Below are 25719 nucleotides of genomic sequence, written 5' to 3'. Positions count from 1 at the left end.
GTGCAAACTTTATCTTTTAAAAACAAATCAAGCCCTTTTCTCCAACAAATACACCCGCAGCATTGCCCGCGACACAAACCCTAAACTGGCGTATAATCGAAACGCCGGAGTATTGTCGGGATACAGGTGGAGAAATGGAATATTCCCCCTGCTTTGAATTCCCTCAAGAACAAAAGGCATAACTTTCTTGGAAATGCCTTGACCGACAAAATCTGGATGGGTGCATACCGCACTTACTTCGGTATAAGGACTAGGGCTAAGTCTAGCACCTGCCATGGAAACCAATTTTCCATTGGAGAATAAACCAAAATAATTTCCAAAATCAATGGTCTTGGACAAAAACGGACCAGGTTTGGTGAGTTGAGTCAAAGCCAACATCTCAGGGACGTAGCTTTCATTGAGGGGAAGGATTTGAGGATTTGTTTCTATCCCAATAAATTCCCGTTCGCAGACCATCTGAAGCAGCTCTCGGTCATTGTGCACGGTCCACTTTTCATCCAGAGGAAGATGACTTGGGGGAAAAAGGATTACGCGCTGTCCTGGCTCGAGGAAATGGTATAATTCATCAAGATTCTCGGACTCATAAGCAGGCATCCCTGCAAAAAAGCCCATTTGACGATCAATAAGCCGTACCCGATCCGTCCCACAAGAAAGGGATTGACTGCCCGTATTTAGGGCGTTCCAAATGGGATTGTCGAGCGGGTGGGGCATATTTTTGGAGAAAATCAGAGGGCAAAATTCAGAAGACTGAATCTTAAGACTGCTGACTGCGAAAGTAAAAAGCTAAAACCAGAAAGCTGAATCTTGTTGAAAAAATTCATGGTTGGTTTGAGGTAAGTCGATTTTTTTTTGACCACACTAGCCACATAGCGGCACATAGCTTTTTAATTACCAACCCTTTTTCTATGTGTTTCCTACGTGTCTATTGTAGTTCAATCTTTAGTGCTGAAGTGAGTGTATCCTCTCACGTCTTCAAAAACAACCCTCATTCCTTTAACTAAGAAAACCGAGCAAAACTCTGGGAATTCTTCTGTCAAGTCCAGCTTCTGGAGAAGCAGGACAACAGTAATCTTTAGCGTCTTTCCGCCTTCGTGGCAAATCCGCTTTTACAGCAAATTAAAGCCTCCCTTGACCAAGACCACCGTCGTAGAGTCCAAGGCCTTCTCCGGCTCGATTGCCAGGTAATGCTTGCCCTTGGCACCGGGAATGACTTTTACTTTTTCCAACACAAATCCGCTTTCAGTCTTAGCCTTTTGGATCAAAATATAGCGTTCCTGATCCACCTCGAGTACCGATTCCTCTGGCACTGCCAAGGAGATCTTAGGATCTAACTGGATTCTTGCCTGCAAAAACATTCCCGGCGTCAACTTAGATTCCTGGCCATCATCCAACAAATGTGCATGTACGTTGATTTGGCGCTGCTCATTGATGGACTGACCTACCACATAAATCTTGGCTTCCATTACTTCTCCTGGCTTATCAGGACTGGAAAATTCCACTTTCTGTCCTGGATGTACCCGATTGGCATCTTTTTCAAACAACACCAACTCGACATGAATGTGATCTTTGCTCAATAGAGAGACTGCTTTTCCAGCAGCAGGCAAAAATTGACCTGGAACTACCCACACACCCTCAACAAATCCACTGATTGGCGAAGTCACCGCTACTTTGGTTTTGATGGACTCGGGAGTGAGTTGCTCCGCATTGATTTGGATCAGAGAGAGCTGCTTTTTCAAACTCTCTGTCTTTGCCAAGGCTGACTGATAATCCGCTTCGGCCTTGATCAAGTTTTTCTGGGCCGAAATCTGTTCGGAAGCTAAGATACGCTGACGCTCAAACTCTGCCTTCAGGTAGGTGAGCTGGCTTCTGGTCTCCAGGTAATCCTGCTGTAAACGGATGAAATCAGGATTTTCCAAAGTGAAAAGTACCTCTCCCTTTTTTACGGCCTCCCCTTCCAGCAATTTCAAATCCTGGACATACCCTCCATAGTAAGCGGAAATCTCACGCATCCCTTCGACTGGAATCTGGACGGTACCCTGCACGGTAATTTCCTCCGAAAACTCTCCCGTGTGTAGCGGGCCCCACTCCATTTTCATGGTGCGAAACTGATCCTCGGTAAGGACAATTTCTCTTGAATCTTCTGGAGCTTCAGCCACTTCAATACCGTTTTCTGAAGATTCATTCTTGGAACAGGAAGTAGACAAAATAAGTAAAGTGGCGCCCAAGTGAGCAAGTATTGTGAGCTTAGCGGTTTTCATCAGTTCACTAAATAAAGAAGTTCAAGTTGATTGAGTTGATAATCGAGACGGGCCTGCAGGTATTGCAAGGTGATCGTCCGGGAGTTTTCCACGAGTTGGACGTATTGGAGAAAATCGATTTCTCCTTCTTGGAAGGATCGACTGGCTTGGTTTCGCAACTGATCGGCAAGCACTTTTCCTTCTGTCTCGTAGTAGTTGATGATTTGCCGATTTTGATCCAATTTCTTTTGGATGTTTGAAAAGTTGGTCTCTAATCGGGAACGAAAGTTTTCCGATTCAAAGTCGATCTGTTCCTGAGCGATTTTTCCGGCTTTGATTTTTGCAGATTGTGCACCGAAAAAGAGCGGAATCCCTACGCCCACTTCAAATCCGGGATAGATTTTAGATCCAGGCTCTTGGTTAGTGCCTCTAAACAGATCCAAATGGAAATTGGGCAAAAGGGAATTTTGATTGACTTTGGTCTGGTAAAAGGCCTGCATTTTGGCGGCCTCAAAAAGGGAAAAACCGGGATGGGACTCCAGATCTGTATTCAACACCAATTCCAAGGGTTCTTCGGAAATCGTTACCTCTCCATTAAGCTGAATCAATCTTGCAAGCTGTTCCAGCGCTATGGATTTTCCGCGCTGAGCTTCTGATTTTCGAATGGCGATCTCCCGCTGCTTACTTTCTGCGGTAAGTTTTTCCAGCAAATTGGCTTCCCCGGTTTCCAGCCGTCGGTTGGCTGCTCTTGAAAATGAACCATAAAGGCTATCGAGAAAATTGTAATTTTTCTCCAATTCCCTCCAATAGGCAGCGGTTACATAAGCCGTGCTCACCTCTTTTTTCAAGGCCCGGAGGTCAAGAGCTAAGCGTGCCTCTTCCTGTTGCTCACCAGAGCGGAGAAAATTCTTTTGGGCCCCATAAACAGTAGGAAAATCCATACTCTGACGCACTCCCCACACCCTATTGAACACGCCATTTTCTGCAATGTCATTTTGATCCTGTCGATGGAAAACCGTGGTTTTGGAAACCTCCCAGGCCGAACGGGTCAACGCGGAAGCTGATTCCAAGCGTTTTTGGGAGGCGAGAATGCCAGGATTTTGCTTTTCTGCCAACTGCAGGGCTTCTTCCAGAGTCAGTTCAGTACTTTGCTGTGCAAATGAAGAAGCAAAAGGACTGAGCAAAAACAACACTAAAATGCTTGCGGCTTTGGGCAATTTGATTCCTTTTTGTCCGGAGTTGAAAAGCACATACAGCACCGGTAAAACGACCAAGGTCAACAGCGTAGCCGAAATCAATCCGCCTACCACTACCGTAGCCAAAGGACGCTGTACCTCAGCACCTGCCGAACCCGACACGGCCATAGGCAAAAAGCCCAAGGCTGCCGCCGAAGCGGTCAGTAATACGGGGCGAAGTCGCTCTTTAGCCCCGACGATCACCAACTCCCGAATGGTGGTAAATCTATGTTTCATGGATTTGAAATGTTCGATCATGACGATTCCATTGAGCACCGCAATCCCAAAAAGGGCGATAAACCCAACCCCAGCAGAAATACTGAAAGGCATATCTCTAAACCAAAGGAGAAGGATTCCTCCAATTGCCGAAAACGGAATCGCCGTGTAAATCATTAAGGCATCCCTGGTGGAGGAAAACGCGAAATACAAAAGGAAAAAAATCAGCACCAACGCTACCGGAACAGCGATCAACAGGCGGTTTCTGGCTTGCTGTAGGTTCTCAAACTGCCCACCATAGTCCACACGGTAACCTTCCGGAATTTTGATTTTGGTTTTGATGATCGCCTGGATATCATCCACCACAGACTGAAGATCACGATTTCTTACATTGACCCCGATGACGATCCGGCGTCGGGTATTGTCCCTGGATATTTTAGCAGGCCCCTTGGTGTAGCTGATTTTAGCCAATTCATAAAGAGGAATACTTCCTCCATTGGGAAGTTGGATGGCTGCATTTTCCAGATTTTCAATATCCTTTCGGAAAGGCTCATCGAATCGTACCACCAAGTCAAACTGCTTTTCCCCCTCAAAAACCGTCCCTGCACTCAAACCGGCAAATCCCATAGTCACCACCTGATTGAGGTCCTCCACATTGAGTCCGTATTTGGCGATTTTGGCTCGGTCATATTCGATTTTCATCTGAGGCAGTCCATCCACTTTCTCCAAAATGATGTCCGCCGCACCTTCCACACCTTGGATGGCCGCCTCGATTTCTTGAGCGGTTTGGAGCAATACCTCGAGATCTTCCCCAAAAACCTTGATCGCCAAGTCTGCCCTCACACCGGTAATCAGCTCATTGAATCGCATCTCGATCGGCTGAGTGAATTCGTAGTCCAATCCGGGAATTGCCTCCAGCGCTTTTTTGAACTCTTCGGCCAACTCGTCTTTGGTCTCCACAGTAGTCCACTCACTCGGTGGATGCAAGGTCACGATCACATCGCTCTCCTCCATGGACATGGGGTCGGTGGGAATTTCGGCTGCTCCGATTCGGGTTACCACCTGATTTACTTCAGGAAACTTCATCAGAATCTTCTCGATTTCTGTTATCGTTTCGACGGTGTTGGTCAGGGTAGTCCCTGTCTTCAATACCGGCTGAATCACAAAATCACCTTCGTCCAGAGTGGGAACAAACTCCGCCCCCATGGTAGAAAACAGCAAAAAAGCCCCAACCAAAATCAAGCCTGCCGCAGTAAGCACTGCCTTGGTGTGAGTCAATGCCCAATGGATGGTAGGTTCATAGAGCTTATTGAGAAAATTGATCAGCAGAACGGAGACATTCTTAGGTCCGGGAGCTTCAGACTTGAGGAAAAGGGAAGACACCACCGGCACATAGGTCAGGCCCAAAATCATGGCTCCAATCAAGGCGAAGCTGAACACCTCGGCCATGGGACGGAACATTTTGCCCTCCACGCCCGAAAGAGACAAAATGGGAATGAATACAATGATGATGATGATCTGCCCAAAAATGGCAGAGTGCATCATTTTGGAAGCTCCCGTGAAAGAGATTTTATCCTTTTCGGCCTGTTTGTCTTTGGAAGAAAGTCCAGTGAATACCGCTGAGGATTTAGTGAATTGATAGGCTATGTACTCTACGATGATCACCGCCCCATCGATGATAATCCCGAAGTCAATCGCACCCAAACTCATCAGGTTGGCATCAACTCCAAAGATGTACATCATCGAGAGCGCAAAGAGCAAACTCAATGGAATCACTGAGGCGACTACCAGGCCGGATCGGAAATTCCCCAAGAGCAGTACGACCACAAATACCACGATCAAACAGCCCAACACCAGGTTTTCGGTGATGGTAAAGGTGGTTCGGGCAATTAATTCTGAGCGATCCAGAAAACCATTGATCACAATGCCCTCAGGCAAGGAATTCTCCATTTCGGATATACGCTCCTTGACACGATCAATGGTCCCTTTGCCATCAGCCCCTTTGAGCATCATCACTTGTCCTAGCACTTTTTCTCCCTCCCCGTTGGCAGTGATCGCTCCAAAACGGTTGGCGTGGCCAAACTGCACGGTAGCAATGTCGCGGATGTAAATGGGACTACCATTGCGTACCTCCAAGACAATACTACCAATGTCTTCCAGGCTTCTGACCTGACCTTCACCACGGATAAAAAAGCTCTCGTTGGTCTTTTCGATATAGCTTCCTCCTCCGATGGAATTATTTTTGGCCAAGACCTCATAGACTTGAGCCAAATTGACATTCATGGCCTTGAGTCGCTCGGGATTAATAGCTACTTCATATTGTTTCAAAAATCCACCCCAAGTATTAACCTCGATCACCCCTTCGATTCCGGAAAGATTTCTCCTGACAATCCAATCCTGAATGGTTCTCAGATCGGTGATGCTGTAACGGTCTTCGTAGCCCGGCTTGACATCAATCACATATTGATAAATTTCCCCCAAGCCCGTAGAAATAGGCCCCATGAACGGTGTCCCAAAACCAGCAGGGATCTTTTCCTGTGCGATTTTCAGTCGCTCAGCAATCAGCTGTCTGGGCAAATAAGTCCCCATATCTTCCTCAAACACGATCGTCACCACGGATAGCCCAAACTTGGAGACAGAACGAATTTCCTTAACTCCAGGCAAGTTGGCCATTTCCAACTCCACCGGATAAGTAAGAAATTTCTCTACGTCTTCCGTGGCCAGATTTCGGGAAGTGGTAATGACCTGCACTTGATTGTTGGTCACATCAGGTACTGCGCCTATGGGCAATTTGGACAGAGCATATACTCCAAATCCTATCCAAGCCGCGATAAAAATGAAAATGATGAGTTTGTTGGAAATACTCCACTGTATGATCCGATCAAGCATGAACCCAAGTCTAAGTGATAGACAAAAGTCCAAAACCCAACTTAGGACTGGCTTAGGCGATTCTTAAGATTTGCTTAAGATTGGTGAGGAAAATCCAGTCTAAAAGTACTGCCTACATCTTTTTTGCTGACCACTGAAAGTTTGATCTGAGATTCCTGAGCCAGTTTTTTCACAATGGCCAAACCCAATCCTGTACCGGGAATCCCCAAATCCAAGGCTTCTTTTTCCCTAAAAAAAGGATCAAAAATCTGCTCCAAATGAGACTCATCGATCCCCGAACCCGAATCGGTAACCTCAATGTAAGGATGATGCCCTGACTTGCCTACTCTGAGATAAATAGCCGATCCTTTGGGCGAATACTTGATGGCATTCTGCAGCAGATTATCCAAGATCATCTCCAAGGATTTCTCATTGGTGGTGATGTATATCGGCACACTGACTTGGGATTGAAACGTGATATTCCGCTGTTGCTCCGCGGAGATTTGATCTGCTTTCTCTTCCAAAAAGGTGATTAATTCCAACTCTTCTCTCACCAAGTTTTTTGAATTTTCGACTCTGGCAAGGGCTAAAAGCTGATCGATCATGGCACTCATTCGGTCGATGGTTCCCAGCGCTGTTTTTATTTTTTGCTCGTACTCTTCTGAGGTTCTTGGCTTTCGAATCAATACTTCCAGCGTGCCACGAAGCACCGAGAGCGGTGTCCTCAACTCATGAGAAGCATCGGAGGTAAACTGTTTTTCCCTCTTCATGGCCTGTTCCAAACGACCCAGCAGATTGTTGATCGATCGGGTGAGCTGGCCTATTTCATCTTGGAGTTCCGGTTCGGGCACTCGCTCATTGAGGTTTTTTTGGGTGATCTGATTGGTTTTGTCGATAATTTCCTGGATCGGCTCTATACTTTTTCCTGCGAGGTAACGCATGGTGAGAAAAAGTGAAAATAAAATAATGGGATACAAGACCACCAATACATTCCTGAGGTTGTCCAGGAGCTCTCTTGAATCTTCAAACGATTTGGCCAGGAGTAAATAGCCTTCGTGCTTTCCTGCATTGTAAAGAGGGATTTGCCTTTGTCTTACCTCGCTTGCACCGATTTTCTGTGTCCAAGCCTCGTTTTTCAGGGATTTCTCAGGCGAAAAGCTAAGATGATTCTCCCTCAGATTAGGAGATCGATCCATGGATCTTCCTTGCAAATCCACGATTTCGATAAAAATGGGGTCAAGCTGGATTTGACTATGTTCCATCTCCTCCCACTCGTCCATATGGAGAAATCGGATTCCCCCATCAACCAAAAAAATCTGATCCTTGTGCTTGTCCGTCTCGAGTTGGAGCTCGTAGTCGATATTCCGCACCACGGTGAAGCTCGCCACCAGATAGATGAGTACAAACACGATCAGGATGATCATCGCCGTGACCCAAGTCAGCCTTCTGGCAATTCGTTCCTTATAGGCCGTCCTCATAGCTCCTTTGCCATATAGCCCACTCCGCGAATGGTCTGGATGTAATCCTCCTCTCTGCTGAGCTGGAGTTTTTTGCGGAGGGAATTGATAAATACATCTATCACCCCTGTATTGTAGTCAAAGTGAATATCCCAAACGCTTTCTATGATCCGTGTTCGACGGCACACTTTGTTTTTGTTTCGAACCAGATATTCCAGTAGTGCAAACTCCTTTTGCGTAAGCTGTACCTCCTCCCCATTCCTCAGGACCAGGTGTTTATCCGGAAAAATCTCGATCGGACCTAAGGTCAGTATTTCCTCCACGTTTGCTTTTCCACGAAGCTGTACGCGAATCCGCATCAGCAACTCCTCGAAGTGGAAAGGCTTTTTGATATAATCATTTGCTCCGCTTTGGAGGCCGAAAATGGTCTCATCCAGCGTGTCTTTGGCCGTAAGAAAAATGATGGGCGTCTGAGGAAAATCTTTTCGAAACTGACGAGTCAACTCAATTCCACTTATACCGGGTACCATCCAGTCCAAGAGCAACAAATCGTAATTCCCGGAAAGCGCGAGATCCAAACCGACTTTACCGTTGTCCGCCACATCCACCGCAAAAGCTTCCTCTTCCAATCCCTGCTTGAGAAAATTGGATATTCCGGGTTCGTCTTCGACTACTAAGATTCGCATGGTGCAAGTTAAATTTTTTCAGAGGAAGGGCGCAAAAAAGTATTGCCACAAAGACAGAAAGGCGCTAGAGGTGTTCAGTTTCAGTCGCAGTTGACAGGATGAAAAGTCTGAAAGATAAAGTCAGAAAGCTGAAAAAGTGGTCAGTTTTCAGTCTCAGTAGGCAGCATGAAAAGTCTGAAGGATAAAGTCAGAAAGCTGAAAAAGTGGTCAGTGATCTGTTTTCAGTCGCAGTTGGCAGAGTATTCTTTAATGCCTTTGCGCCTTCGTGGCAAAATCAAAAAGCCAGCTTCGGGAGAAGCAGGACAACCTTTTAAGTATTCAGTTTTCAGTCGCAGTTGGCAGCATGAAAAGTTTGAAGGATAAAGTTAGAAAGCTGAAAAAGTGGTCAGTGATCTGTTTTCAGTCGCAGTTGTCAGAGTATTCTTTAATGCCTTGGCGCCTTCGTGGCAAAAGGAAAAAAAATCTTTGAGCCCTCTCATTTTCCCCTTAGCGAACTTAGCGGCAAAAAAAAGGCTCCCAGCATAACTGAAAGCCCTTTTCGAAAAATCGAACCTTATTATTAAGCCATCTCAGCTTCTACGACAGAAGCAGCTTTTCTCGCTTTGCTTGGCTTTTTCTTTTTCTTCTTATTCAACCAAATCAGCGTACCGGTGATCGGCAGAGAAGTCGCAATCAGGCAACCCAAAAACCACAAAAACTTGGTAAACTGACCGAAAATCTCGCCTGTATGAAGCGCCTTCACGGACCTTCCAATCTGTTGACGCACAGGCAAGTCCCCAAAAAGATTGGTTTCTTTCACTTCCAGATTTTCTGGGTTTAATTTCAGCTGATCTGCGCCAGCACGGGCAAAAAAGCCTGTTCTGGATTTACTGATGGACACCTCTCCTCCCGACTTTTGAGGCAAGGTGATCCGCACATTTCCTGCATAATCGAGATTTGTATTTGCTGCAAGCATGATTTCGTCCAAAGACAACATGTACGCGGGTTGAATTTCCTCCTCATCAGCAGTCTCTTCGTTTTTCGCTTGCTCTGGTGCCGGGCCTTTCTTTTCCTCTTTAGGTGGCTGATAGGTATCCCAAGTCTTTTGCCAGCCTGTTTTGTACCACTGATAGGACCAGAATGGACCTGTCACCGCCATGATAAACAGTGCTCCAAGAGAATAAAAAGCCAAGGTATTGTGGAGATCGTGGTTGATCCGCTTCCAGTTTCCGGACCACTTTACTTTCAGGCCTTGCTTCCAGTTTTTGACTTTTTGAGGAACCCAGATCACCATTCCGGTGATCACGCCAAGGAGAAACAGCAAGGTGGCAACCCCATTGATAAATCGACCGAGCTCCTGATTGGTCATGCTTTCCATAATCGGCTCTTCGATTTTGTCCAACAGCAACCATCGGTGAAGAGAAAACATGTAACCCATAAATTCCTCGGTACCCGTTTTTTCGACATTATTCGCCAGAACACTTCCCGTGTAGGGATCCACAAAATAGGTAGCTGGTCTCTCCTGCCCTTCTTCCTTTACCAAAAACTGAACTGTTCTTCCTTCCTGTTGAAACACATTGACGCCTACCACCTGACCTGCAAGCTGTTGTTCCAAAGTTGATTTCAGCTCATCCAAAGATTTGGGAGTCCCTTTCTCTTCCACAAAATAACGCTCGGAATCAAAAAATTCCCTGATTTCGGTATTGTACACATAAATCGTCCCACTCAGACAAACTGCAATCACAATCAGTCCACAGGTCAGTCCTGCATAGAGGTGAATATCATTGAGAAACTTACGGACGGGCTTCCACATAGACTCTTATTTTTATCTGGAACAAATCTAAACAAGAGATTTTTATTATTTAGAAATGATCTAAAAAAAATCTTTAATTCTTTCAGAAATTCCGGAGACCCAAAAAGAATTTGATCAATTTTCACCTGCTCTTCAGTATGGCTCATAATAATTGAGCTGTTTTGGTAACTTTCCATCAAAATTCGGCTTAGGAAATGTCCAAGAAAAACTTCTCGCACCAGGGAACGATTGCTTGAGGCATTCTACCTGTTGCCGACAAATGCAGGTCTAGCCATAAAATACAATTTATCAACAGATGAAATCCCGTCACCTGATTTACCTAGTTCTGGTTTTTCTATCCATCTCAGCCTGTAAAGAAGAGAATACTGGTCCTGACCCGAGATTGAATCAACCTGAGGAATTCAAAAAGCTTTTGGACGCGCATGGCGACTGGAATAAATGGATCGATGCAAAATCCTTTTCATTTGCCATGGTTCATGAAACTACCCTGGAATGGGAAAATCATTACCTGGATCTGCAAAATGGAAAGGCAAGAATAGACGCCGATCTGTTTCAGGCAGGTAACGACGGAGAGAAAGTTTGGATCAGCCCAAACCGAAAAGCTTTTCCCGGGCAATCGGTTCGGTTCTACCATAATCTATATTCTACTTTTCTCAGTATTCCCTATGTGTTGACAGACACCCTGGTGACAGTCAAAAAAGGCGGGAACCGGGAATTCAACGGCAAAACCTTTGAGACGCTTGATGCCACCCTGAAAGAAGGTAAACTTTTAGGTCCTTCCAACCGCTATACCCTGCTCATTGATCCGGAAACCGGCAAACTGGCATGGGTACTTTTCTCTGTCAAATATTTCAATCCAAACAACCAAGTAGAGGAAGCCTTGTTCTACGATGACTACCGCGACGCCGGTGGGTTGATTTTCCCAAGAGTGATCACCGGATATGAGGTTGAAAATGATTCCAGCAGAAGAATCAGATATCAGGTTAGCTTTTCGGATGTGTTCCTGTTGGAGGAATCCCTGAAAAAAGATCTCTACGAAATGCCCAAAAGCGCCGTGGCAGCAAACTGATTACTTATGCAGTAGCTTTAAGTCCACACGGGTGACAAGCTTGGAATCGGCGTTTCCTGAAAAGCCACCTTGCACAGGAAGGGTTCTTTTGGGATCCGGATGGGAGGCCAAGGGTATGTAGTTGTGGTCTGTAAAGAGCCCCAAACTCGGATCCATCCCTACCCAGCCTGCACCTGGAAGGAAGACTTCAAGCCAAGCATGCAGCTCGTGTCCATCTTCCAGATCAGGATTAAACGCGTATCCGGATACAAATCGGGTGGCTAAACCTACTTCGCGTAGCATATCCATTTCCATCAAGGCAAGATCTCGACAAGACCCTTTTCTTTGTTCAAACGTGTAGTCAGATGACCAGATATTTTCCTCATGCCGGATTTCATGGGTCCAGTTTTGATAGATAATTCGGGTCAGCTTCACCAAAAAATCCACGAGCCCCGTAGAGGAGTTTTTGACCTCCTTCAAAAACTCAAGGAAACTAGTCCCTTCATGATTCTGTAAAAACGGAATCAAAAAAGCGGTTTTTTCTTCATAGCTAAATTGAAACAGGGGATTGTTCCAGCCATTATCCTCGAAGGATTTATCCAGGATAAATCCAAAAGGATTGAACTGCTGGAGTTTGAAAATCCACTCTCCCGTAATTTCCAACTGCTCCACTTCTCCTGTAAACCAGCACTGCTTGTACCAATTCCCGGCCAAGTCCTGTCTGAAATTGCTTCCTTCTGGCTTGGGATGGACCTGAAACTTCTGGTGCTCAATCCGAAAATAAGGCCTGTATTGGGGAATCAAATAGACCTTATGAACTCCCAGAAGCACCGGATTGGAGTAGAAATAATGGGTATGATGCCAGACCTGAATCAGCATAATCAGGATTCTTTGGAAAGAATTTCCAACTTTTCGAAAGCGCTGTTCAAAACCTCGGATGGCAACTCAGCGATGGCATTTTTGAGCCTGTTATTCCAAAAAGCCGAGACATGGTCCAATTCCTTTTGTTCAAATCGCTTCTCCTGAGTAAAATATTCCCCATCTTTCAAGATCACCGTATCAATCGGATAATCCACGTCATTGGCAGAAATCCGGGTAGCATCAAAAGCCAAAAAAGCACATTTCAAGGCGTATTCCAAGGAATCCTCGTAATGAAGCGAACGCTTCAAAACGGGATGTCCAAAGCCAGTATTTCCAATGATGACAAAGGGAGTTCCTCTTCTAATCTCAATCCAATTACCCTGAGGATAAAGAAGATACATTTTGGGCTCAGGATCATCCTCCAACTGTCCTCCGATTATGGAGAAAAGATTAAACTGAAAGCCTGCTTCTTCCAAGTATTGCTTATCCTCCTTGGCCACGATTTTCACCTGATTCCCAAATTCATTGACAGCCTGGTACAGCTTGGTGAACGAATCATCCTGTCTAGCGATCATTTCTGAAAAATAAGTGATCGCCTTATCTCTGACAGACCTAAGACCTGAAGTCATGATGAAAAAAGAGTGCTTTTTCCGATTGACAGTGTATACTTTTTTGGAGGAAGTAGTCTCATTTCCGGAAGTAATCCGGGTGTCGGAGAGGCCTACCAATCCTTGCTTAGTTTTTATGCCCAGGCAAAAGGTCATGGGATTGTGTTCAGAGTTAAGAAATAAAATTTTCCTTCAGACGGAAGTAATTGATGTCTATCAGATCGGAAATATGGTTGATTTTCAGTTGAAGTGTATCCAAATATTCATGAAGACCGACAGAAATTATATCATCGACTTCTGAGTACTCCAAGCGGGACCGCAATTCACCGATAGCCTTCTCTGATGAGTTTTTAATCCCATCCGTAGAATTTCCTGAGATGCAATGAAGACATCGCTCGGCTTCCTTGAGACAATAGTAAATGGATCGGGGAAAATATTTATTCAGCACCAAAAACTCGACCACTCCGGAGGGATCAATATTCCCATATAACCTTCTATAGGTATTGAATCCGGTGACAGACTTGAGCAAGGCCATCCAATGAAGAAAGTCCAAAGGCGAGCCAACCTCAATCGGGGAAGGAAGCAGAATATGATACTTCACATCCAAAATCCGTGAGGTCTTATCTGCCCTTTCCAAAAGCTGTCCCAACTGCCGGAAATACCAGCCCTCCGTTCGTGCTACGGTAGCATCTGCCAATCCGTAAATAAGAAGGATCTGATTTTTCACCATTTCGTAAAATTGACGGGGATCCTCCTTTTTCCAGACTTTCTTCTCCATCCCAGTTTGGAGCATGTAGTACAGTTCATTCACTTTTTCCCAGGTCTCCTTGCTCAGATTTTCCCTGATGATCCGGGCATTTTCCCGGGCTTTATTTACCGCAGAAAGCATGGAGTTGGGATTCTCAGGATCGAAGGTCAGGAAATACATGACCTGATGCCGCTCAAATCCTTGGTACTTTTTCAGGTAAAAATCCAAATCTCCTGTGGCTGCCACCAATGGTTCCCATTGTTCTTTGAGGTCTTGGGGCAAATCCTGCATCAAGTTGAAATTCACATCGATAAATCGGGCGTAGTTTTCTGCCCTTTCCAAATACCGGCCTAGCCAATAAATATGATTTGCTACTCTGCTCAACATGACTTTTCTACCTATTTATATAACACCCAAGTATCTTTACTTCCTCCGCCTTGAGAACTGTTGACCACCAGCGAACCTTCCTTAAGAGCCACGCGGGTCAATGCTCCCGGGATCACTTCAATCTCTTCTCCATACAGAATATAAGGCCTAAGGTCCACATGCCGGCCTGCAATTCCCTGGTCGGTCAGGCATGGGACAGTGGAAAGAGAAAGCGTAGGCTGGGCGATGTAATTATCCGGATTGGCTTTGATCAACTCCCGGAAACGGGCATGCTCTTCCTTGGTGGACTTAGGCCCGATGAGCATCCCATATCCCCCGGCTGCATTTGTTTCTTTCACTACCAACTTGTCGATGTGCGCCAATACGTAGTTTCTGTCTTCCTCTTCCCGACAAAGATAGGTGGGCACATTCTGAAGGATGGGGTCCTCACCGAGGTAATACTTAATGATCCTCGGGACATAGGCATAGACGGCCTTATCATCTGCAACCCCCGTGCCCGGAGCATTGGCAAACGCTACATTTCCCGCTTTATAAGCTTCAAATATGCCTGGCACGCCAAGCATGGATTGGGGATTGAAAGTGAGCGGATCCAGGAAGGAATCATCAATCCTTCGGTAGATCACATCGATCTGCTGCAGCCCTTTGGTGGTCTGCATGTATACTTTTTTGTCCTTGACCACCAAATCGACCCCATTGACCAACTCAACGCCCATTTGCAAGGCCAAATAGGAATGCTCAAAATAGGCCGAATTGTAGATTCCCGGAGTCAATACTCCTACCACAGGTTTGGGTTTGTCTGAAAGGTATTGGAGCATCTTTAGGAGCTTGACCGGGTAATCAGATACTGGCATTACTCCTTCATCATTGAACAGTTGTGGATAGGCGCGCTTGATAATTTCTCTGCTCTCCAGCATATAACTTACCCCCGAAGGACAGCGAAGGTTGTCTTCCAAGATATAGTATTCCCCGTCTTTGTCCCGTACCAGATCCGTGCCTGTGATATGACACCAGATCCCTTTTGGAGGGGTCAAACCCATGCAGGGCTTGAGGTAATCCTTTGAGTGGAGAATCAACTCAGGAGGAACAATTTTATCCTTAAGAATTCTTTGCTCGTTGTACACGTCCTGCAAAAACAGATTGAGCGCATGGACTCGCTGTTTGAGGCCGGCCTCTAATTTTCTCCACTCTGAATTGGGCAGGATTCTGGGAATGATGTCCAGGTGAAGGATTTTTTCCATTCCCTGATTGTCATGGTATACATTAAATGTCATCCCCATGGCCTTCTGGGTTTTATTGGCCGAAAATTGGAGCTGATGCATCTTTTTTGAGGAGACTTTACTCAAAAATTGGTAAAACTCACGGTAATGAGGCCTGATCAGTCCCTCTTTGGTAAACATTTCATCGTAATGCTCCTGACTGGAATATCCCTCTGTCTTCATAGGCTTCTCTCTTAATCTCAAGTAAGTTAAAAAAGAAACCTGAAAATAAAATATTTTCAAAAATCCTGATTTAATCAGATTATTTTTAAACTGAAAAAGCCATTCTATTAATCGATATTCAAAAAAAATCCATTTTTATTAACCATTCTTCTTTTATAAAACCCCGAGCACCTCTTTGATTTTCTGTTCCTCTGATTCCGAATTGACCATCACCATCAGCTGGTCTCCTGATTTCAGCTCGGTAGAGCCATTAGGCGTGATGTACTTATGGTCTCTGTTAATCAAAACAATCAGAGCGGTCTTGGGAAAATTCAAATCGAGGATTTTCTTCCCATCCAACGTCGAACTCTGGGGCAGAACCACCTCAACCAAGGCATTTTTGAATCCATCCGAGAGTTCAATATCCAACAAACTTTTCCTTTTCAAACCCTCTGGAACTGCCAAATGAAGCCATTTTGCCACTTTGGCCAAGGTTGTAGCTTGGAGGGATACCGAAGCTATGACAATGAAAAATACGATATTGAAAATCAGGTTACTCTTTTCCAATCCTGCCAATAAGGGAAATGTGGCAAAAACAATGGGCACGGCACCTCTCAAACCTACCCAACTGATAAACAGTTTTTCTCGGGTTTTAAACCTGAAAAAGACCAAGGAAGCCCACACACCTAAAGGTCTTGCGACAAAAATCAAAAACACGGCTATCAGAAATCCTATTCCTACCACATGCAAAACCTGACTTGGGAAAACCAGCAGACCCAAGGTGATAAACATGACGATCTGCATCAGCCAAGCCACCCCGTCAAAAAACCGGATATAACTTTTGTAGTGCACGATTCGAGACTGGTTCATGGTGATGCCTGCCAGGTAAACTGCCAAGAACCCATTACCACCTATCCTGTCTGTCAAGGCATAAATCATGGCGACCAAAGCCAACATAAGCACGGAGTACAAGCCCTCATATTCCAGATTGATGCGATTTACCAGCAATACACAAGCCTTGCCCAATCCATAACCTCCCAAGGCACCTAGGATCATCTGCTTGAAAAACATAGGAACCAAATCCACGGGAGAAAACCCCTCCAAACTCAGCCATGAGGTCATCCCGATAGTCAAAAAGAAGGCCATGGGATCATTGCTACCAGACTCCAATTCGAGCAAAGGACGAAGATTTCCCTTTAAACCAATACTCTTATTTCTCAAAATGGAAAAGACCGCGGCCGCATCCGTGGAAGACACAATCGCACCAAGTAAAATCCCTTCCTTGAGGGAAATGCCTCCTACCCAGGAGGCAAATACCCCAACTGACACCGCTGTCAACAATACACCGAGGGTAGACAACACCATACCTGGCCCTAGTACAGGCCTGATAGATTCCCACTTGGTATCAAGCCCTCCGGAGAAAAGAATGTAGGTAAGTGCAATTACTCCCAAAAACTGCGCGGCAAACGGATCCTCAAAATTGATCTTGCCTATTCCATCTGTCCCAGCCAACATCCCCACGCCCAAAAAAAGCAGCAACACAGGAATCCCTGCTCTACCAGCAGTCTTACTGGCTATAATACTCAAAATGAGCAAAATCGAACTGACCAGAATGATATTCTCGGGAGTTATAAGCATAGGAAAAAAGGCCTTTTAAAAATAATCAGGGTTGTCTGGGTATGGAAAAGATAAAAACCAGAGGACCTAAATGGTTCCCTGTTTTCGAAAAAATGTAAGAACGACAAAAGATACTAATTCAATCGTTGATCCAAATTTTTCAGAAAGTTCTCGATCAATAGCACCACTTCTTCATAAGCGTACATATCGATAGGCTTGGAAATGAACAAATCAGCGCTTAATCTCTCTGCTGCTTCGCGGTCGGTTTTTGAGGAAGAGGTGGTCAGCATGATGACCGGAATGTGCTTGGTCTTTTCATCGGACTTGATGACAGACAAAACCTCAATCCCGTTTTTCACGGGCAAATTGATATCCAACAATACCAAATCCGGGAGAATTACATTGGAGAAATTCCCCGAGCGGGTCACGTAATCGATGGCATCTTTGCCGGTTTTGACCACTTTTATTTCATTTTCGATCGTCAATCCTTCCAAGGCTTCGGTGGTCAATAAAATATCCCCTTCATTGTCCTCCACCAATAGAATCTGAATCTTTTTCATCTTTCAGCTCATTTCTTTAAGGTAAATCGGAATGTGGATCCTACCCCTGGCGAGGATTCCACCCAAATCTTTCCCCCTAAATTCTCAATTGTCTTTTTTACAATTGCGAGACCGATTCCAGTCCCAGCATATTGATCTTTGGTGTGCAATCTTTGAAAAATAACAAAGATTTTGTCAATACTCTCTGCATCGATTCCAATTCCGTTGTCTTGGATCTCAAATTGCCAAAATTCCGGCAATTCCTTAAAGGAAATTTTTACCTCTGGAGCAACTCCCTCTTTGCTGTATTTAACTGCATTGCTGATCAGATTTTGGAAAATCTGGATCAAGGGAGTTTTCGAACCAGTTATTACCGGCATTTCATTCCATTTGATCTTGGCTTTTTTGCTTTCAATCAGGCTCGATTGAAGCGTGCATACTTCCTTCAGAATGGAATGAATCGAGATTTGGGTAACCTCCTCATTCATCCTGCCCACTCTGGAAAATTCGAGCAAATCCAAAATGATCTGCCTCATTCGTTTAGCACCATCCACTGCAAAATGGATGTACTTATTTGCCCGCTCATCCAGTTTATCCTGATATTTGATTTCAAGCTGCGACAAGAAACTGGTAACCATACGAAGAGGCTCTTGCAGGTCATGGGAAGCAACGTAGGCAAACTGCTCCAATTCGGCGTTGGACCTAGCCAGTTCCAGAGCTCTTGTCTCCAATCGTTCATTCAGGGATTTGAGCGATGACTCAAATTTTTTGCGCTCAGTCACATCAGACATGGCACCGACCAATCGTACTGCTTTTCCTTGCCCATCCCTGATGATGATCCCACGGTCTGATACATAGGCATAAGTCCCGTCGGCTTTCAAAAAGCGGTATTCATTTTCAATGGTCAAAACAGAGGAATTCTCTAGGGCTGAAACCAGATTCCCGGTAACCCTTTCCTTGTCTTCCGGATGAATTTTGGATACCCAAGCTTCGAAATGCTGGCTGTAGGTGTTTGGTTCATATCCAAAAAGTGTTCTAAATCCATCTCCCCAATACAATTTGTGGGAACGAATGTCATGATCCCAAATTGCATCTCGGGTAGCTTTAGCCACATTTTCAAACCGCTCATTGGACTGGCGGATTAATTCTTCCGCCGCTCTTCGATCGGTGATGTCCTGTATCGTACCATATACCCTCACACACACCCCATCTCTAAATTCCGCCTGACCTTGGGTACGTATCCAGATGGGTTTTCCCTTAGCGGTGATGATCGGAAGTTCCAGATCATAAGGCTCACCTGTTTCTTGGCAACGATAGAAATTCTCAGAAATTACTGGAATTGAATCGGGATCATAAAAAAGGATCCCCTGCTCAACGCTGGGATCAAAATCAGATGGAACCTCATGAATTTCCTTGGTTATCGGACTCCAATATTGGGTACCGCGAATGACATCCACATCCCAAAATCCGATTTTGGCCATCTTGTTGGCGCTTTCCAACAAGTTTTGAAGACCTTTTTCTTCAGTGATATTTTTGGCCACACAGTAAATCAACTCCTCCTCTGGCACAGCGGTACAATTCCAATCCAGCCAAACCACATCTCCTTCTTTGCTGATAAACCGATTGACAAAATGAAAGACGTTTTGGCCATTGATCAAATTCTTCATTTCGACCTCAGATCCGGCTTTGTCATCCGGATGGAGAAAATGATCATACCGTTTAGAAAGAAGTTCCTCCTCCGAATATCCAAGGTTATAGACCGCTCCTTTGTTGACCTTTTTGAAAAATCCATCAAATCCCGAGATGCAAATGATATCCTGGGCAGTATTAAAAATCTGAGACAATTCCTCCTCTACTTTTTTTCTATGAATCTCTGATCCAAGGACTTCATTAATGGTACCAAAACTATCCAAGGCAGACTGAACAAATCCATTTTTTCTTTTTGTAGCAAACAAGGCCACCCCAATGACTTCTTGATTGTTGTGAATGGGAAACCCAAACGCACAAGTTAATCCAGACTCGATCAAGGCATCTTTTCTGGGGAATTCCTGGAGCTCAACCGATTCATCGATGACCATGGGTTGGTTATTTTTCCAAATTTTTCCTGCCAATCCTTCCCCTTTTTTAAAGATAATACTCCGGTCTACGAGAGAAATAAATTTTAGTCCAGCCTCACTATGGGCAAACCTTGAATTCAACTTGAGTTTTGACTTCTCCGAATTCAGCAGCCAAACTTCTCCCACATCCAGATCTTTGAATCGGACAAGTTGCTCGAGGCCTCTGTCTAAGGCGAAGTTGAATCTTTCCTCTTCCCCAAAAATCTGCATGATTCTCGAGGCCAATTCGCGCTTCTGTTCTTCGACCTTCTGCTTGGTCACATCCCTTTGAATGGAAATCCAATGGGTAAACCAACCTTTGGCATCTGACACAGGGCTAATGGAGAAGTTAGTCCAGAATTCTTCTCCGTTTTTTCTGTAATTGATGGTCGTTACCTCAGAGGACTCCCAGTTTCTCATGGCTTCCCTGAGTACTTCCAGATCTTCTTTGTTGGTCTTTGGTCCCTGTAAAATCCTGGGGGTCTTTCCAATAACTTCCTCCGCAGAATAGCCGGTCATTCGGGTAAACGCCTCATTGACATAGACGATCCTCGGACCGGGCATTGAAAAAGGCTCAGCTTCTGTAATTATAACCGCATCATTGGCATGGGTCACTACGCTTTCAAGCAGCTTAAGCCTTACTTCTTCTTTAAGCTTTTGCGTGACATCCTGAAGCAACACCAAGGAAACCCGCTTCCCTTTGTAATCAATCATTTGGGCGTTAATCTGCACATCCAGAAGTTCTCCGGATTTGTGTATATGACGGGAAATCCCCGAATAAAGCCTTGGCCCCTCGTAATTGACCCAGCTTTGCTTTTCCGACATTTCCTTGAATTTAGGAACCTCCTCTTTTGGCCGGACATCATACACGGTCATCCCCAATAATTCCTCGCGCGTGTAGCCATAAAGCCTGCAAGTGCGGTCATTGACATCCAGGATCTGTCCGGTAGCCAAATCCCAGATCATCATCGAGCCGGGATTATTCTCGAAAAGATATTTGTATTGTTTCTCGGAGGATTCAAGATCCATTTTCACCTGGATGAGCTCTGTCACATCGGTACTGTTGACTACGATTCCCTGGATCTGCGGGTCATCCAGGAGATTGGTACCGATGGATTTGAGCCAAATGTACTTTCCGTCTTTACTGCGAATTCTGTAAGGTTGGGAATAGACTTTCTTTTGGGCAAATACTTGTTGGAAGTCTGAATAAAGGGTGGGGACGTCATCCGGATGGATAAGGGAAAACGCCTGAAATCCTTTCAATTCTTCGGGTGAATATCCAAGTATGGTCTGGTAGGACTTGCTGTTGTAGGTGTAATGACCTTCGCTATCAAGTATAGCGATCATTTCCACCCCATCACTGATCAGTTTTTCAAACCGGACTTCAGTTTCCTGAACTGCAAGTTCTGCCTCTTTCTCGTGCGTGACATCCAAGATAATCGAATCCCATACCACCGAGCCATCGGATTGTTTTCTAGGATTTCCTCTTGCTCTATGCCAGCGAACCGTACCATCAGGATGAAGATATTTCCATTCGGACTCCCAATGCTTGAGGGTTTGGGCTGATCTGAGAATGGATTCACGCAGATTCTCTACAAAATCCGGATGGATCTTATCCCAAATAAACCTCATGTCTTTCAGGATTTCCTGAGGATTTACTCCGCAAAATATCTTGGCTCCTTCTGACACAAATAGTATCTGATCGGTACCGTCCGGCTTCAACAGATAACGGAAGACGATCCCGGGAATATTCTGAGAGACACTTGCCACCTGATCCTCAAGTGCCTTCAACTCTGTGATGTCCTGAACGGTGGTCACTTTATATTTTTCTCCATCAGGAGTGACCAACTTGTCAGAAAAAACACTGATTGTTATCCTGCTTCCATTTATGGTCAGCACCTCAAACTCACCCGGCGGCTCTTCTCCTTTGGTAAAAAAATCATCATGAACCTTTTGCACGAAAGCATGGTATGAAGGATCCACTACCATCAAGAAGCTTTTGCCTATCAATTCTTCCCTTTCATAGCCATAAATTCTGCAGTATTCACGGTTCGCTTCAACAAAATTCCCATGATGGTCGGTAATGCATATCCCCAATGAAACTGAATTGAACACGATACTCAGGAGTCCATCCTCATTGATCTTAGCCAGTTCTTCATGGAATTCATCCCTACATCGAATGGCTAATCCCACTTTGGAGACTTGACCATCGGCATAGTGGGCTGGAGTGACTACCACCTCACAGGATTTTTGATGGGTCTTCTTGCAGGGAAAAAGAATTTCAAAAGAAAAACACTTTCCAGAGAATCCTGCCTTGAGTTGTTCTATAAAGTATTCCCGCTGATTATCCTGAATCAGTTGGGGAAGGTAAACTCCCAATTGCACATCCCACCCAAGACCTTCTTGCATGGCATAAAGATCTTCCGGAGAGACGTAGTCCAAGGTCCAGTCCCTTGAGACCAAAACAAAAACAAATGGCTTATTCTCTTTTTTTTCCATACCCAAGTTCTGGCATCCCAGATTCTATACCGCCTTGATTTCCTTTTCAGAAAACCATGTATGCTTTTGCCCCATGTTCTTTATTGCCCGGATCAATAGGAGCAAAAACACTTCTATTGTGAGCAATGCATTCTTATTTAGTTGAATAAACTTTTTCGTATACGATTTACCGATTCTCGATGAAGGAACCACTTGGTCATTCTTAGGTATATTTGATTTGGCTTCGATAAGTAAATCAAATGAGTATCCTCTAACTCTTTGTCCAAGTCCCAGCATGCCATGGTTAGTTTTTGCTTAGGGTGAAATGGAAGGCGCTGCCCTGTCCTGGGCTGGACTCGGCCCAAATTCTACCGTGATGCTGTTCAACAATTTTTTTGCATATGGCTAGTCCGAGACCTGTTCCGGCAAACTCCTGATTGGTATGCAACCTTTTGAACATCTCGAAAATCCGCTCCGCCTGGCTGGGATCAAACCCTATTCCGTTGTCAGAAATGATAAATTCCCAGCTGTCAGCATATTCCTTTTCTTCAATATTGATTTCCAGGGGTACCTCTCTTTTTCTGTATTTGATGGCATTCCCGATCAGATTTCTAAACAGCATGTTGACAGGGACCTTTTTTCCATGGATCGGAGAAAGGGAACCAGAGGTGATTTTGCCGTTGCTTTCTTCCAAAAGAGTGGCAAAATACTGCTTCTGGTCCTGCACCAATCGGTCCATGTCGATGGATTCCAAGTCAGTATCATCATTTCCGATCTTGCTAAACTCCAGTAAATCGGAGATCAACACATTCATCCGCTGGGAGGCATCCACTGCGAAATGAATATATTGATCGGCTTTTTCATCCAGTTTACCCTTGTATTTTCTTTCCAACAACTGAAGAAAATTGACAACCATCCGAAGTGGTTCCTTCAAATCGTGCGAAGCCACCGAAGCAAACCGCTCGAGTTCGTGGTTTTTTTCCTCCAAAGATTTCCGGGCATCCACGATATCCTGGATCAGTCTTCCCTCCGGAATAATGGCGATCACTTCACCTTCCTTATCCCTAAGCGGCTTAAGATTGAATAAAATCGTTACCGGATTTTTATCCTTATCCCACACAGCCACCTCGTATTGGACAAATTCTCCCTGAGAAGCCCTGTAAATAGCCTGCTCCAATTGCTGCTGGGTTTCCGGAGAGATCTGCCACCAAAAGCAATCCCAAAATTTCTTCCCAACGACATCTTCCGGAAGAAGTCCGCCAAAATCCAGGGCGGTTTGATTTGCCTCTATCAGCTTGCCGTCTGGCTCTAAAAATCCGATAAACTGAAAAGTGGAATTGAAAATCCCTTTGAATTTGCGTTCACTGTTCTCGATTTCCAAGGCTATTTGCCGACTTTCTGTGATGTCTTTCATGGCCACCACGGCTCCTTGAGTCCGACCCAATTCATCCTTGATCTGGTAACCTGAGGTATTGATGAAATACAACCTGCCCGAAATGTGCTTGATACAGATGACCTGATTTTCCACGACCTCTCCCTTCCAAGCCCGGTAAAGTGGCACCTCCTCTTTTTCCAAAAGGGTGACCCCGTCTTCCCGGTAAAGATGATAGTATTTGGCCCACTCTGTTGGGTCTATCTCCTTAGTATCTATCCCATGAAATCCCATGGTTGCCTTATTGAAGAGATTGAGATTCCCGTTTGCATCACAAGCCACTATACCTATATCAATAGTATCCAGCATTGCCTGGATAAATGCCTCCTTTTTGAGAAGTTCATCTTCCAGACTTTTAAACCTGCTGATATCCATGTGGGTTCCGAACATTTTTTCAGGCTTGCCATCATAGGTCCAAGACAATACTTTCCCCCGATCCAATACCCAAACCCAATGTCCATCTCTATGCCTCATGCGGCACTCACATTCGTAATATTCAGACTCGCCGGTAAAACACTTTTCCAACAACTTGCCCGATTTTTCCAAATCCTCCGGATGGGCAAATTTCTCCCAGGTCTTGATAGAGATAGGCCCGAGTTCGTCCAGGCTATACCCTATTATCTCCGCCCAAATTTCATTGAATACCGTCTCCCCTGTCTGTATATTCCATTCCCAAATTCCGGCCTTTGTTCCTCTAATGACATTCTCAAACCGCTCTTTTTGCTCTTGCAGAGCTTGATAGGCTAATTTCCTCGGATTGATGTTTTCTATTTGGGCGATAAAATACCTAAACGATCCATCCTCATTCCTCACCGCTGTCCCATTCAGATTGATCCAAATGATTTCTCCCTCTGAGGTAAAATACCGCTTCTCCATGGAATAGGAATTGATTTTCCTTTCGAACAACTGCTGGGCAAATTCCATATCCTTAAACAAATCATCCGGGTGGGTGATATCCTGGAATGTTTTTTTCAAAAGTTCATCAGGAGTATAGCCTAGCATTCTACAAAGACTTGCATTCACTTTAATCCACTTGCCAGACTCATCTAAAAGCCCCATTCCAATCGCTGCATGGTCAAAGGTGGCCTGAAATTCCAGCATGTCATTATGGGCCATTTCCAACTGAGCCTGTTGTATTTTCTTTTCGACTTCCAGTTTCTGCTGCTTTCTTCCCTGAAAATAATTCACCAAAATCAAGACGATGGAAAGTAAAAACAAAACCAAAAACCCAAAGGAATTAAACCTGGCTTTTGCAAAGTACTCTCTTTTCAGACGGTCGCTCTCCTGAAACAAAGAGGATAAAAGTTCTTGATAGTCTAATTCGACTTGGCCTGAAAGCAGTTGAATATCCAAATTCTCCAATACAATCTGAGCCTTGGCAGAATCCTCAGACATGTGGTCAAAATATCCAACATGACGTTTCAGCTGATCCATTCTTTTCTGAAAGCCGGAAAAAAAACTCTGAAATCCGCTCTCAAATTGTTCAAATCCAGATCGGCTTTTGACCAAGCTGTCTAGTTGGCTTGAAATTTCCAACTCCAAATTTTCAAACGTCGACTTACTCGCAGGATCAACTGATGACTGGTACCGTCGCTTCTCAACGACTAAATCTAAGTAAGTCTTGTAGAATTGATTTAGCTGATTGATTTTGTTTTCAACCTCAAAACTTCTGGTAGCCAAGGCAATCTGATTTCTCAAATTGACAAAGAAGAAGCCTGCACTGATCAAAATGATCAGGACAGAGGCAACCACCAGAAACCGCAAAGATTTTGACGATGGCATAATGGGTGTTAAGCTTATAAGTGTAGGGGTAAAGCAAATGAAAGGTAACTCAATTGAATTGAATTTTGAGCTGAAATCAATAGATGATTGGAATAAAAATTGAACAATTCGGAGAAATCTGTAAATGAAATGTATTCATCTCCCTTCAGGATAGAATTCCCAAAAAAGTGAAATGCGCGCTATGAATGTTAAGCAATTGATTTAGTGATCCTTA

At 44.6% G+C, this 25719-nt stretch carries 15 protein-coding genes; 1 reads left to right on the top strand and 14 read right to left on the bottom strand.

Annotated elements, in window-relative coordinates; genetic code table 11:
* Positions 1-27 precede the first annotated feature (27 nt).
* The 6 genes from DDT91_RS16820 to DDT91_RS16795 all read right to left on the bottom strand — a co-directional run bounded on the left by DDT91_RS16820 (position 28) and on the right by DDT91_RS16795 (position 10491).
* Positions 28-711, bottom strand: coding sequence for a GNAT family N-acetyltransferase (locus tag DDT91_RS16820; RefSeq protein WP_187177358.1), 684 nt, complete (start codon positions 709-711; stop codon positions 28-30).
* Between the two features lie 395 nt (positions 712-1106).
* A complete protein-coding gene (locus tag DDT91_RS16815; protein WP_187177357.1) occupies positions 1107-2258 on the bottom strand; it encodes an efflux RND transporter periplasmic adaptor subunit in 1152 nt (383 codons plus the stop codon).
* Entirely contained in the window at positions 2258-6577 is a 4320-nt protein-coding gene (locus tag DDT91_RS16810; protein ID WP_187177356.1) for a CusA/CzcA family heavy metal efflux RND transporter, read from the bottom strand. The genes DDT91_RS16815 and DDT91_RS16810 overlap by 1 nt, the downstream gene beginning before the upstream one ends.
* 74 nt (positions 6578-6651) lie before the next feature.
* A complete protein-coding gene (locus tag DDT91_RS16805) occupies positions 6652-8034 on the bottom strand; it encodes a HAMP domain-containing sensor histidine kinase (RefSeq protein ID WP_187177355.1) in 1383 nt (460 codons plus the stop codon).
* Positions 8031-8699 (bottom strand): response regulator transcription factor, encoded by a 669-nt coding sequence (locus DDT91_RS16800; RefSeq protein ID WP_187177354.1) that lies wholly within the window; start codon positions 8697-8699, stop codon positions 8031-8033. The genes DDT91_RS16805 and DDT91_RS16800 overlap by 4 nt, the downstream gene beginning before the upstream one ends.
* Before the next feature lie 559 nt (positions 8700-9258).
* Positions 9259-10491: a PepSY domain-containing protein gene (locus DDT91_RS16795; protein ID WP_187177353.1), complete on the bottom strand. Its 1233-nt coding sequence runs from the start codon at positions 10489-10491 to the stop codon at positions 9259-9261.
* A 295-nt stretch (positions 10492-10786) separates the two neighbouring features.
* Between DDT91_RS16795 and DDT91_RS16790 the strand changes: the two genes are divergently transcribed.
* Positions 10787-11560, top strand: coding sequence for a hypothetical protein (locus DDT91_RS16790; protein WP_187177352.1), 774 nt, complete (start codon positions 10787-10789; stop codon positions 11558-11560).
* On the opposite strand, the gene DDT91_RS16785 is transcribed toward DDT91_RS16790, so the two are convergent.
* The 8 genes from DDT91_RS16785 to DDT91_RS16750 all read right to left on the bottom strand — a co-directional run bounded on the left by DDT91_RS16785 (position 11561) and on the right by DDT91_RS16750 (position 25505).
* Positions 11561-12418, bottom strand: a complete 858-nt coding sequence (locus DDT91_RS16785; protein WP_255502163.1) for a transglutaminase family protein — start codon at positions 12416-12418, stop codon at positions 11561-11563.
* 2 nt (positions 12419-12420) lie between these two features.
* A complete protein-coding gene (locus tag DDT91_RS16780) occupies positions 12421-13164 on the bottom strand; it encodes a peptidase (RefSeq protein WP_187177351.1) in 744 nt (247 codons plus the stop codon).
* Between the two features lie 16 nt (positions 13165-13180).
* Positions 13181-14143 (bottom strand): alpha-E domain-containing protein, encoded by a 963-nt coding sequence (locus DDT91_RS16775; protein WP_187177350.1) that lies wholly within the window; start codon positions 14141-14143, stop codon positions 13181-13183.
* Between the two features lie 11 nt (positions 14144-14154).
* Positions 14155-15582, bottom strand: a complete 1428-nt coding sequence (locus tag DDT91_RS16770; protein ID WP_187177349.1) for a circularly permuted type 2 ATP-grasp protein — start codon at positions 15580-15582, stop codon at positions 14155-14157.
* A gap of 153 nt (positions 15583-15735) precedes the next feature.
* Positions 15736-17199, bottom strand: coding sequence for a potassium/proton antiporter (locus tag DDT91_RS16765; RefSeq protein WP_187177348.1), 1464 nt, complete (start codon positions 17197-17199; stop codon positions 15736-15738).
* 113 nt (positions 17200-17312) lie between these two features.
* A complete protein-coding gene (locus DDT91_RS16760) occupies positions 17313-17738 on the bottom strand; it encodes a response regulator (protein ID WP_187177347.1) in 426 nt (141 codons plus the stop codon).
* Positions 17739-17746: 8 nt separating this feature from the next.
* Positions 17747-22312, bottom strand: a complete 4566-nt coding sequence (locus tag DDT91_RS16755) for a PAS domain S-box protein (protein WP_187177346.1) — start codon at positions 22310-22312, stop codon at positions 17747-17749.
* 283 nt (positions 22313-22595) lie between these two features.
* Positions 22596-25505 (bottom strand): PAS domain S-box protein, encoded by a 2910-nt coding sequence (locus DDT91_RS16750; protein WP_187177345.1) that lies wholly within the window; start codon positions 25503-25505, stop codon positions 22596-22598.
* Positions 25506-25719: the final 214 nt, after the last annotated feature.

This window comes from Algoriphagus sp. AK58, from assembly GCF_014324365.1.
Lineage (GTDB): Bacteria > Bacteroidota > Bacteroidia > Cytophagales > Cyclobacteriaceae > Algoriphagus.
This window is presented reverse-complemented; position numbering and strand designations above follow the sequence as displayed.